The organism is Pseudomonas sp. GW822-FHT02E03, from assembly GCF_058802325.1.
In genome coordinates, this window is sequence record NZ_JBXAOA010000051.1 from 24240 (window position 1) to 36132 (window position 11893).

Annotated in this window: 13 protein-coding genes; 9 read left to right on the top strand and 4 right to left on the bottom strand. The window is 60.4% G+C overall.

Annotated elements, in window-relative coordinates; all coding sequences use genetic code 11:
• Positions 1-2: 2 nt before the first annotated feature.
• From AC1RQB_RS24915 to AC1RQB_RS24955, 9 genes are all read left to right on the top strand, one after another.
• Positions 3-350, top strand: a complete 348-nt coding sequence (locus tag AC1RQB_RS24915; protein ID WP_008011673.1) for a DUF4389 domain-containing protein — start codon at positions 3-5, stop codon at positions 348-350.
• Entirely contained in the window at positions 347-799 is a 453-nt protein-coding gene (gene sixA / locus AC1RQB_RS24920) for a phosphohistidine phosphatase SixA (protein WP_008074944.1), read from the top strand. The genes AC1RQB_RS24915 and sixA overlap by 4 nt, the downstream gene beginning before the upstream one ends.
• A gap of 194 nt (positions 800-993) precedes the next feature.
• Complete coding sequence (locus AC1RQB_RS24925; protein ID WP_063342870.1) at positions 994-2661, top strand: AMP-binding protein; 1668 nt, start codon at positions 994-996, stop codon at positions 2659-2661.
• 32 nt (positions 2662-2693) lie between these two features.
• Positions 2694-3137 (top strand): hotdog fold thioesterase, encoded by a 444-nt coding sequence (locus AC1RQB_RS24930; protein WP_063342871.1) that lies wholly within the window; start codon positions 2694-2696, stop codon positions 3135-3137.
• Positions 3138-3437: 300 nt separating this feature from the next.
• Positions 3438-4244 carry an alpha/beta fold hydrolase gene (locus AC1RQB_RS24935; RefSeq protein WP_008074938.1) on the top strand — a complete coding sequence of 269 codons (807 nt, stop codon included), beginning with the start codon at positions 3438-3440 and terminating at the stop codon, positions 4242-4244.
• Positions 4241-5095: an alpha/beta hydrolase gene (locus AC1RQB_RS24940; RefSeq protein WP_008010968.1), complete on the top strand. Its 855-nt coding sequence runs from the start codon at positions 4241-4243 to the stop codon at positions 5093-5095. Before AC1RQB_RS24935 ends, AC1RQB_RS24940 begins: the two co-directional genes overlap by 4 nt.
• A gap of 50 nt (positions 5096-5145) precedes the next feature.
• A complete protein-coding gene (locus tag AC1RQB_RS24945; RefSeq protein ID WP_008074937.1) occupies positions 5146-5805 on the top strand; it encodes a glutathione S-transferase family protein in 660 nt (219 codons plus the stop codon).
• An 8-nt stretch (positions 5806-5813) separates the two neighbouring features.
• A complete protein-coding gene (locus AC1RQB_RS24950; RefSeq protein ID WP_008074935.1) occupies positions 5814-6620 on the top strand; it encodes a DUF4892 domain-containing protein in 807 nt (268 codons plus the stop codon).
• A gap of 68 nt (positions 6621-6688) precedes the next feature.
• Positions 6689-7744, top strand: a complete 1056-nt coding sequence (locus AC1RQB_RS24955) for an AI-2E family transporter (protein WP_063342872.1) — start codon at positions 6689-6691, stop codon at positions 7742-7744.
• 26 nt (positions 7745-7770) lie between these two features.
• Here AC1RQB_RS24955 and lapD read toward each other — a convergent pair whose 3' ends face one another.
• The 4 genes from lapD to AC1RQB_RS24975 all read right to left on the bottom strand — a co-directional run bounded on the left by lapD (position 7771) and on the right by AC1RQB_RS24975 (position 11702).
• Complete coding sequence (gene lapD / locus AC1RQB_RS24960; protein WP_063342873.1) at positions 7771-9711, bottom strand: cyclic di-GMP receptor LapD; 1941 nt, start codon at positions 9709-9711, stop codon at positions 7771-7773.
• Between the two features lie 22 nt (positions 9712-9733).
• Positions 9734-10441, bottom strand: coding sequence for a cysteine protease LapG (lapG, locus tag AC1RQB_RS24965; protein WP_063342874.1), 708 nt, complete (start codon positions 10439-10441; stop codon positions 9734-9736).
• A gap of 267 nt (positions 10442-10708) precedes the next feature.
• A complete protein-coding gene (locus AC1RQB_RS24970) occupies positions 10709-11104 on the bottom strand; it encodes a YbaN family protein (RefSeq protein WP_008074929.1) in 396 nt (131 codons plus the stop codon).
• Between the two features lie 10 nt (positions 11105-11114).
• Positions 11115-11702, bottom strand: coding sequence for a UPF0149 family protein (locus AC1RQB_RS24975; RefSeq protein ID WP_063342875.1), 588 nt, complete (start codon positions 11700-11702; stop codon positions 11115-11117).
• Between the last annotated feature and the right edge of the window lie 191 nt (positions 11703-11893).

An 11893-nucleotide genomic window follows, 5' to 3' on the forward strand; every position in this document is an offset into this window, starting at 1 on the left:
ACATGAATGATCCGAAGGTAGAAGCCAAGTACGAATCCATCCTGCTGCGGGTGCTGTGGATGATTGTCTATGTGCTGGTCTGGCAAGTGGCGCAATTGATCCTCGGTGCGGTGGTGTTTGTACAGCTGATCTATCGTTTGATTTATGGCGCACCGAGCGCCAGCTTGATGAATTTCGGCGACAGTCTGAGCCAGTTTCTGGCGCAGATCGGTCGTTTCGGCAGCTTTCACAGCGACCAGAAGCCCTGGCCGTTCGCCGACTGGCCGACGCCGCGTACACCGGAAGGTGAAGCCCCGCACGTTGTGGCGCCAGCACCGCACCCGGCCCGAGATGAGGAACCGAAGCTATGAAACTCTGGGTATTGCGTCATGGTGAAGCCGAACCTCACGGTACTCGCCCCGACTCCGAGCGGACATTGACCGCCCACGGCCGTGAAGAGGTGTTGCGTGCTGCGGCCGAATTGATCGGCCAGCCGCTCACTGCCATTTATGCCAGTCCTTATCAGCGAGCGCAGGAGACGGCAGAAATTGTGCGCACGGCGCTCGGTTTCGCGCCGGAGATTCGCACCGTCGACTGGCTGACCCCGGATACCGATCCGGACAAGGTGGCGGAGCAGCTCGTATCGGTGAGTGAAGTCCTGTTGGTCAGTCACAATCCGCTGGTGGGCAACTTGCTGAGCTATCTGCAGCATGGCGCCGGCCATCCACCGGAAAAAGTCAGCACCGCCGGTCTGGCTGAGCTTGAGAACAATGAACTGCTGATCGGGTCGATGAAGCTTAACGGCATCAAGCACCCGTAACCGTTTTTGTGGGAGCGTGGCTTGCCCGCGATGGCATCCCTTAGGTTTGCCTGATAAACCACAGCGCCTGCATCGCGGGCAAGCCCGGCTCCCACAGGACCGTTGTCGTTGCTGATTTTTGTGTGAAATAGTCAACCAAGCACTTGCTTGGTTGACTACGCTTGCTCCAGACAAAAAATAATGGAGCAAGTCGCATGTCTGCTGCTTTCCGTTTGCCATTGGACGCCTTCTACGAGCGTGAAACCCGTCATCCCCGCCAGCGCTTTCTGGTTCAGCCGACGGGGGGCGGCCAGGTCGAAACGTTGACCTGGGCCGACGTCGGCCATCAGGCGCGCTGTGCCGCTCACTGGCTGCGGGCTCGCGAATTGCCACAAGGCAGCCACATTGCGCTGATCTCGAAAAACTGCGCCCACTGGATCATCGCCGACCTGGCGATCTGGATGGCCGGGCATGTCTCGGTGCCGCTGTATCCCAATCTGACCGCCGATTCCGTGGCCCAGGTGCTCGATCATTCCGAAGCTGCACTGGTGTTCATTGGCAAGCTGGATGACTGGCCGGGCATGTCCGCCGGGGTCAGATCCGACCTGCCAACCATCAGCCTGCCGCTGTGCCCGGCCGGCACTTTCGATTTCAGCTGGGCCGATCTGCAGCGCAGTTCGCCGATTCAGGACGACCCCAAACCCACCGCCGATCAACTGGCGACCATCATTTACACCTCCGGCACCACGGGCCAACCCAAAGGCGTGATGCACAGTTTTGGCAACTTGGGCTTTGCCACCACTCGCGGCACGCAGTTGTTTGGCTTGAATGAGTCCGATCGCCTGCTGTCCTACCTGCCGCTGTGCCACGTCGCCGAACGGATGTTTGTCGAGTTGGCGTCGATCTATACCGGGCAAACGGTATTTTTTGCCGAGAGCCTCGATACCTTTCTCACTGATCTAAAACGTGCCCGGCCGACCGCGCTGTTCGGCGTGCCGCGAATCTGGACCAAATTCCAGATGGGCGTCTACAGCAATATCCCGGCTAAACGCCTCGACTTCCTGCTCGGCTTGCCCTTCATTGGCAAACGGGTAGGGCACAAAGTCCTTGCCGGGCTGGGGCTGGACGCCTTGCGCATTGCCTTGTCCGGTGCTGCGCCAGTGCCGCAGACCTTGCTGCTCTGGTACCGAAAACTGGGGCTGGATGTGCTGGAGGTGTATGGCATGACCGAAAGCTGCGGTTATTCCCACATCGGCCTGCCGGGTCAGAACAAACCCGGCTGGATCGGCAAGCCATGCCCGGAAGTCGAAGTGCGCATCGAACCGTCTGGCGAAGTGCTGGTGCGCAGCGGCGCGACCATGCTTGGCTACTTCAAGGAACCTGGGAAAACTGCCGAAGCCATCACTAAGGACGGTTTCCTGCGCACCGGTGACAAGGGCGAGGAAGATGCCGAAGGCAACCTGCGCCTGACCGGGCGCCTGAAGGAAATCTTCAAAACCAGCAAAGGCAAATACGTCGCCCCCGCACCGATTGAAAATCGCCTGGCGGTGCATGCGCGGATCGAACAAGTGTGCGTGGTTGGCGATGGGCTGAGCGCACCACTGGGGTTGTGCGTGCTGTCGGCAGTCGGTCAGCAGGACGCGAAGGGATCGGCCCGGGCGGGCTTGCATTCAAGCCTGGAAAAACTGCTGGAGGAGGTCAACGGCGTCCTCGACAGGCATGAGCGCTTGCGTCGGCTGGTGGTGGTCAAGGACAGTTGGGCGGTGGAAAACGGCTTCCTGACACCGACCCTGAAGATCAAGCGCAACATGATCGAAGCGGCTTACGGTGCGCGCTTCGAAGAATGGAGCGAGCGTAGCGAGGCGGTGCTGTGGCAGGATTGAGCCACGAACAACTCCAACAAAGGAACGTAACGATGAGTTTGTGGCGCACCATTCCCCATCTCGAGCAGTTGAACGCAATCCAGAAAAACACCATCGGCGAAGTGCTGGATATTCGCTTCGAAGCTTTCGATGACGAGTCCCTGACCGCAAGCATGGTCATCGACCATCGCACGCACCAGCCCTATGGTTTGTTGCACGGCGGCGCCTCCGTGGTGCTGGCCGAAACCGTTGGCTCGATGGCCAGTTACCTGTGCATCGACGCCAGCAAGTTTTACTGCGTGGGTCTGGAAATCAACGCCAACCATTTGCGCGGCCTGCGCAGTGGGCGAGTGACGGCGGTGGCCAAGGCGATTCACATCGGTCGCACGACGCATGTCTGGGATATCCGCCTTACCAGCGATGAAGGGAAGGCCAGTTGCGTCTCGCGGTTGACCATGGCGGTGGTGCCATTGGGTGAGAACCCGCCGGCGCGTTGATTCCTGATCGATCCAAAGACTCATGGCTGGAGAATTTTTGTGGCGAGGGAGCTTGCTCCCGCTGGGTCGCGAAGCGGCCCCAACCCGGAATGCACCGCTCTCTGGTCACATCGCATTCGCCGGTTTTGCGGCTGCTGCGCAACCGAGCGCGAGCAAGCTCGCTCGTCACAAGATTTTCAGTGAATGCTGAATGGTCATAGCCCTGACCCGACTGTCATCATTCCTGTCAGTTACGGTCATTGCTGTAGGACACGCTCTTACGGACAATCAACCCTCGTTCTCGCTCATGGATTTGCAGGTATGTCGCAACAGATATTTTTCGCCCACGCCAATGGCTTTCCTTCGGGGACCTACGGCAAGTTGTTCGCAGCGCTGGCGCCCGAGTATCAAGTGACGCATCTGGAGCAGCACGCCCATGACCCGCGTTTTCCGGCGGACGACAACTGGAACAACCTGGTGGATGAGCTGATTCATCACCTCAAGCAGCAACCGGAACCGGTCTGGGGCGTCGGCCATTCCTTTGGCGGCGTCCTGCATTTGCACGCCGCGTTGCGTTGCCCTGAGCTGTATCGCGGCGTGGTGATGCTCGATTCGCCGGTGCTGACCCGCGCCGATCAATGGGTAATCCGCGCCGCCAAGCGCTTCGGTTTCATCGATCGCCTCACCCCGGCCGGCCGCACATTGGGACGACGGGAAGAGTTCGCCGATCTGGACGCGGCCCGCCTGTATTTCGCCGGTAAAACCCTGTTTCGTGGCTTTGATCCGGAATGCTTCGACGCCTATCTTCAACATGGTTTGCACAATGTCGGCGGCAAGCTGCGCCTGCGTTTCGATCCGGCCACGGAAATCAGCATCTACCGCGGCGTGCCCCACACCAGCCCCGGCCGTGCACGGCAGTTGAAAGTGCCGCTGGCGGTGGTTCGCGGGCACAAGAGCCGCGTGGTGATGCGTCATCACGCCCGTTCCGTCGGGCGCATGCCCTTGGGTGAGTCCTTGACCATGCCCGGCGGCCATATGTTTCCCCTGGAACGCCCACAAGATACGGCCACGCTGCTGAAGAATCTGTTCAGTCGCTGGGACGGTCGCAGCCAACAGGATTGTGCATGAACAGCGTCGTCGAAGAAGTTCGCCTGAGCCTGCCGCATATCGAGTTGGCGGCGCACTTGTTCGGTCCCGAGGACGGCTTGCCGGTGATCGCCTTGCACGGCTGGCTGGACAACGCCAACAGCTTTGCCCGGCTGGCGCCCAAGCTCAAAGGCTTGCGCATCATCGCGCTGGACATGGCCGGGCACGGTCACTCGGGGCATCGACCGAACGGCGCCGGTTACGCGCTGTGGGACTACGCCCACGATGTGCTGCAAGTAGCCGAGCAGTTGGGGTGGAAACGTTTTGCACTGCTGGGGCATTCCCTGGGGGCGATCGTCTCGCTGGTGCTGGCCGGGTCGTTGCCGGAGCGGGTCACGCATCTGGCCTTGATCGACGGCATCATTCCTCCTACAGACAAAGGCGAAAATGCCGCCGAACGCATGGGCATGGCCCTGCAAGCGCAGCTGGATCTGCGGGAAAAACGCAAGCCGGTCTACAACACCCTCGATCGCGCCATCGAAGCACGAATGAAAGGCTTGGTGGCTGTCAGTCGCGAAGCCGCCGAACTGCTGGCCCAGCGCGGCTTGATGCCGGTGCCGGGTGGTTATACCTGGCGCACCGACAACCGCCTGACCTTGCCATCGCCGCTGCGTCTGACCACGGAACAGGCGATGGCCTTCGTCCAGCGCGTCAGTTGTCCTGCACACCTGGTGGTTGCGGCTGACGGCATGCTCGCCAAACATCCCGAGTTGCTGGAGCGTCTACCCTTTAGCCGGGAACAGTTGCCTGGCGGCCACCATTTGCATCTGAATGACGAGCCCGGTGCCGACCTTGTCGCAGACTGTTTCAATCGGTTCTTCGCCATTCCTTGACTTGCGTCGGGCAACTGTCGAGGCTGGGCGGGTTGAAATGGGAGACAACCATGATAGATCTGTACACCGCTGCGACCCCGAATGGCCACAAGGTCTCTATCGTGCTCGAGGAACTCGGCCTGCCCTACACGGTGCATGCCTTGAGTTTCGACAAAAAGGAACAGAAGTCCCCGGACTTCCTCAAGATCAATCCCAATGGGCGGATTCCGGCGATTGTCGACCGCGCCAATGGCGATTTCGCCGTGTTCGAGTCCGGCGCGATCCTGATTTACCTCGCCGAGATGACCGGAAAACTGCTGCCCCAGGACCCGAAAGGGCGCTCGGTGGTGTTGCAGTGGCTGATGTTCCAGATGGGCGGAATCGGTCCGATGCAGGGCCAGGCCAACGTGTTTTTCCGTTACTTCCCGGAAAAACTCCAGGGCGCCATCGACCGTTATCAACACGAAACCCGGCGCTTGTATGAAGTGCTCGACACGCGCCTGCAAGCCGTAGAGTTTCTGGCGGGCGAATACAGCATTGCCGACATTGCCACTTATCCGTGGGTCCGTGGCCATGAATGGTCCGGTGTCGCGGTGGATGGCTTGTCAGCCTTGCAGCGCTGGATGGCGACCATGGACGCACGCCCTGCGGTACAACGCGGTCTACTGGTGCCCGAGCGCATCGATGACGACAGTGTCATCAAGGGCGCCCAGGCCATGCTGATTCGATGAGTCTATCCATGCGTTCTCTCAGTCTTCTGGCGCTGTGTTGTTTCAGTCCTCTGTTATTTGCCGCTGATATTCCTGGCAGTCAGGACTTGCCGATCGTGCCGCGTATGGCCGATGCGCAGATCGTCGACTATCGCCCGGCTGTCGAGCTTGAGCGGATCTACCCGCTGGGTTCGATCCGCAAGATCAGTGGCCAGCTGCGCTTTGACGGCCAAGTCACCGCCCGGGGTCAAACCACCTCGGTGACTTACGAGTTGCCACCGGAGCATTCCTCGACCGATGCCTTCACCACCGCTCGCGAAGCCTTGCAGAAACAGGGCGCCGAGTTGCTATTCTGGTGCCAGGCCCGGGATTGTGGCGAAAGCAGTCTGTGGGCCAATGAAGTCTTCGGCAACGCCAAGCTGTATGGCGCCGATAATCAGCAGGCTTATCTACTGCTGCGTCTGGCAGCCCCTCAAGACAACACACTGGTGGCGCTTTACAGCATCACTCGCGGCAATCGCAAAGCCTATCTGCACGTCGAGCAGTTCGACGCTGCTGCACCATTGGGCGATTTGGTGCCCACTTCCGCGACCTTGCTGCGACAGCTAAAAAGCACTGGAAAACTCGATTTCCCCAAACTCGGCGGCGACCCGGACGAAACCTGGCTGCGTCTGATTTCCCGAGGCCTGAACCTGGACACCACACTGCGCGTTAATGTTTCGGGGCCCAATGCCGAAACCTGGCGTCAGGCGCTGATCGGCCAGGGCGTACGGGCGGCACGGATGGAAACCGGCAGCGTCGAAGGCTCTGGCTTGCACTTCGAACTGTTGCGATAAGCTTCATTGGGCGAGCGCGTTCTGCGCGTTCGCCTACTCTTTGCTGACTGACTTTTTCGAGACTTTACATGCCCAATAACGATCGGCTGTTGGTGCAAATTCTGCTCCTGGTGCTGTTTGGTGCGAGCTTTTGGGTGATGGCGCCGTTCTGGTCGGCGCTGTTCTGGGGCGCGGTGCTGGCGTTTGCCAGTTGGCCGCTGATGCGTTTGTTGACCCGTTGGCTCAATGGCCGTGAATCCCTGGCGGCGCTGGTACTGACTCTCGGCTGGATGGTGCTGGTGGCGGCGCCGCTGGTGTGGCTGGGGTTCAATCTGGCGGATCATGTGCGCGATGCCACGGCGCTCATCAAGGATTTACAGGTCGATGGACTGCCTGAGGCGCCGACTTGGCTGGGCGGTATTCCCTTGGTCGGCGAGCGGTTGGTGGGTATCTGGAACAGCATCGATCAGCAAGGCGCGGCGATGATGCTGGCGATCAAGCCTTATCTGGGGCAGGTCGGTAACTGGTTGCTGGCGCGCAGTGCGCAGATTGGCGGCGGAATTCTCGAGCTGACGCTGAGTATTGTGTTCGTGTTTTTTTTCTACCGCGACGGGCCACGGTTGGCGGTGTTTGTTCATGGGCTGCTGGAGCGGCTGATCGGTGACCGTGCCGGCTATTACATCGAACTGGTGGCGGGTACCGTGCAGCGAGTGGTCAATGGGGTGATCGGCACCGCGGCGGCTCAGGCTATTCTGGCGTTGATCGGCTTCCTGATTGCCGGTGTACCCGGGGCGTTGGTGCTGGGGATCGTGACCTTCCTGCTCAGCCTGATTCCGATGGGGCCGCCGTTGGTGTGGATTCCAGCCACGGCGTGGTTGGCCTGGAAAGGGGAGTACGGGATGGCGGTGTTCCTTGGCTGTTGGGGGACATTCATTATCAGCGGGGTCGACAACGTACTTAAGCCGTACCTGATCAGCCGGGGCGGGAATTTGCCATTGGTGATTGTGCTGCTCGGGGTGTTTGGCGGGTTGATTGCGTTTGGATTTATCGGCTTGTTCATCGGCCCGACATTACTGGCCGTGGCTTACAGCCTGCTGACCGATTGGAGCAAGAGTCAGGTTCGGGTTGAGGATCGCCGGCCCTGACCTGTGCGAGCCTGCTCGCGGCTGACTCACATCGGCTCCGGCGGTCCAATCAGTCTTCCCATCACCCCAAACAACCCCAGCTCCCGAATTACCTCCAATTCGCCCTGCGTTTCCACCATCTCGGCAATCAACGGCAAATCAATGCTGTTGGTCGCCCGGAAAATCGCTTCGATGAACAGGCGCTTGTCAGTCTGTTCATCGATACCCCGAATATAGGCTCCGTCGATTTTCAGGTAAGCCAGCCCCAGTTGCGTCAGGTTGCCGATCTGGCTGAAGCTGCCGCCGAAATGCTGCAACCCGATGCGGTAACCGGTGTTGAGCAGGCTGTGGCTCAGGCGTTGCAGTTCTTCGGGGGGCGGCAGTTGGCGTTCGTCGATTTCCAGGATCAGCAGCGGCGCGAGTTCTGGCAGTGATTCGAGCAGGTCGAGGATCTGTTGCAGCTGCGCCTGATCGCGCAGGGTACTGCCGGACAGACTCAGCGCAAGGGGCCAACGGTTGGCGGCCAGGTATTCGAGGGTTGTTTCGAGCATCGCCAGATCGAATCGCGCCGACCAGCCAAGGCGTTCGATCCACGGCAGGAAATGCCCGGCGACAATCGCCTCGCCCTGCGGATCGAGCAGGCGAGCGAGGACTTTGTGGTGCAGCACCTGGCTGGTGTCGGCGCACTGCACCACCGGTTGGAAATACAACTGCATCTTGCCCTCGGTCAGTGCCTCGTCGATCCAGCTGCGCCAATCGTGTTGGGAATGGTTCGGCGCGGTATCGGCGTGGGCCTGGTATACCCAGGGGCGCTCGGGATGTTGCCGGGCCTGGGTCAGCGCCTGATCGAGGCGTAGCAGCACCTCACTCGCCGGTTCGCCGGGGTGATAGGCGACCACGCCCAGGTGCGCCACCGGCATGCAGTCGCTGGCGCCGGTAAGACGCAGGTTTTCCAGTGTGGCGCTGATTTCGCTGGCCACGCGTGCAGCATCCTTGTTGTCCAGGCCAGGGGTCAACAAGCTGAACTCGCCGCCGCGATTGCGTGCCGCGAGCCAGGTTCGACGCTCCGGCGGTTGCGTCAGGCGCTTGAGCAATTCGCCGACGGCACCGATCAGGGCATCGGTGCGCTGGCCGCCCAAGCGTTGGTTGAGGCCGATCAGGTCATTGATCCGCAGCATCAGCAAATGACCGTCGCGGCTTTGCTCGGAAACCAGTAATTGGTCGGCCAATTGTTCATCCAGCAAGCGCCGGTTGGCCAGGCCTGTCAGGGCGTCCTGATAAGATTCGGCTCGCAGATTTTCACTGCGCGCGGCCTCCTCGGCGAACAGCGCTTTGAGCTTTTCGACCATCTGGTTCATGGCCAGCACCACGCGTTTGAGTTCCGGCGTGCGCGGCAGTTTCGGCAAACTGCGGAATTCGCGTTTGCTGATGGCTTCTGCCTGTTTGACCATGTTGTCGAGCGGGCGCAGTTGCCGGCGCAACAACCAGCCACCGAACACGGCGCTGAGCAGTCCGCAAATCAGTAGCCAGATCAGGCTGCCGAGGCTGCTGTCCCAGAGTTTGGCCAAGGCGAATTGCGGATTGCTCAACACTTCGACTCGCGCCGCCTGCTGCCAGCCACGGGTGATCAGTGCGTCACCGCCTTGCGGGCGCAGATTGACCACGCTCACAAACCACTGCGGAACGCCTTCTATCTGCGCGGGTGCGCTGCGTTCCACCAGCACCTGTTCATTTTCGATGTCGATGACCCGGATGCTGCTGAAATAACCACTGTCGAAAATCGAGCTGACCATCAATTCGATCATCGCCGGGTCGTCGATCTGTGCCGTCAATGACAGGCCCAGCGCCGTGGCGGCGTCCTGGGCATGGGAGCGTAACTGGCTAAGCACCTGCTCACGGGAGCTCTCCAGGCTGACAAAAAAGCTGCCGCTGAAAGCCACCAGCAAGAACAGGCAAATGGCCAGGAACAACTGTTTGCGCAGTGACATAAAACGCTCCTTGCTGTAGCGGCTAGCCTTCGCCCACGGCGAACCCTTCGATTTGCATCTTTTGCAGCACGTCTTGCCAGCGCGACAGTTTTTTCGAGTCGCTGCTGCGTTTGCCGCCATGGGCTCCCGGCAAGTACAGGCCTTCGGCGTTGAAGGCATACACCGGCAGCAGGTCTTTGCGTTGGGACGCGGGGCGGATCTCGCCGATCAGGTTATCCAGCACCAGCGGATCGGCTGTGGGGCTGCTGTAGAAGGTCAACACCATGTGCGCCTGATTCTGGCTCAGGGCCTTGACGTAGGTGATGCGCAGTTTCTCGCTGGGAATTCCGAGGTGACGCAGGCTGAAATATTTCGCCAGGGCGTAGTCTTCACAGTCCCCAGCGGCTTTGATCAAGGATTCCACCGGCGTGGCCCAGTAATCAGTCTGACGCCAAATGTGCATGTCATCCTGAAAATTCAGTTGTTGATTGAAGAAGCGATTAACCACGTTCAGTTGTTCGCGCTCAGGCTGGTTCAATTCGCTTTGCAGCAATTGACTCCAGGCCTCGATCCGCCCCCGAGCCGGGCCAAGGGGGCCGTAGCGTTTTTCAGCCGTTTGCAGAATCTGCGCAAAATCCCGGTCGGCCCAGACACTGCCCAACCCGAGCAGCAGAAAACTCATCAGCAGCAGCCATCCGCCGAACCGAAGTCGGAGCGTTGACCATCCTGGGCTACGCGGACTGCGGGACATGTCTGGCTGCTCGAGTGCAGATGTCTGAAGTCTAGGCGTTGATTTGGGCGGGGTAGGGCAGGTCGTCGGACGAAAGGACGTCAGCAGTTTGCTTACTGTGGCGAGGGAGCTTGCTCCCGCTCGGCTGCGCAGCAGTCGTAAAACTAGCTCATGCGATGTGTCAGGAAAAATTGGGTCGCAGGGTTTGGGGTCGCTTCGCAACCCAGCGGGAGCAAGCTCCCTCGTCACAGAAGCCCCTCGCCACAGAAGTCCTTCATTGCAGAAGGATCAGGGTTTATGCAGGGTTTTCTGCTTGAGGATATAAACCGTCACCAGCACTGCACTGGTCAGCATGAACCCGCGCGCCCAAGGCAGGGGCACCAGGTAGCAGGAAAGCAGGATGCTCGCCCACATCAAACCGATGGCGTAGACCTTGCCCTTTAGGGGAATGCCATTGCCGCTCAGGTAGTCGCGGACCCACGGCCCAAGCCGTGGATGTTCCACCAGCCACTGATAGAAACGCGGCGAACTGCGGGCGAAACAGGCGGCCGCCAGCAACAGGAACGGTGTGGTGGGCAGCACCGGCAGGAAAATCCCGATCACCCCCAGCGCTACGCTCAGCCAGCCGATGGCCAGCAGCACGTAGCGCAACATCAGGGGGCGGTTGCCTATGGGGTTGTCCATAGGCAAAACCTTAGTGGTGACGTGGCTTGAGAATCGCCGGTTTTTCGTCTGGCGCCTGGCACAGCAGGTACAGCGCGGTCAGGGCTTCCGGGATCTGTACGATCATGTCGTCCATCAGGTTGGCATCTTTGGCGATGTCTTCGAACTCAGGCTGTTCGTCGAACAGACCGGAACCGACCATGATCGGCAGCAGCATTTCGCTGACTTCTTCTTCGGCGGTTTCGAACCAGGCCGCTTCGCGCAGGAACACGCCTTCCATGAAACCGATGCACCAGCCGCGCAGGTCGGAGTCGTCCGGGTCGTCGCCCAGGTCGAGGTCGCACGGCAGCTCGAACTCTTCGTCGGACGCCAGTTGGCGGGCGATGTGCGCCTTGAGGCCGACCAGCGTGGCTTCGATTTCGGCGCGCTGGGCTTCGTCGACGTAATGCGGCTCTTCGGCGAAGAGCGCGTCGATCCATTCACGGTCGGGAACTTCTTCGGAGCAGATCGACAGCGCGGTGAGGTAGCCGTGGGCGGCCACGTAGTCCAGCGCCTCGTCATGCAGCTCGTCGGCGTCGAGGAAGACTTGCAGGCGGGTTAGTTGCTCAGCGAAGGACATTAAAGGGCTACCTTGGGGAATATACGATGCGGGAATTCTAGGCCTTCTTGAGCGCTTGGGCCAGCCGCGCGGCATATTTGCAGCCTTGTGAGGGAATCTGTGGTCGGGACAATGAAACTCTGTGGGAGCGGGGGGGGGGGGGGGGGGGGGGGGGGGGGGGGGGGGGGGGGGGGGGGGGGGGGGGGGGGGGG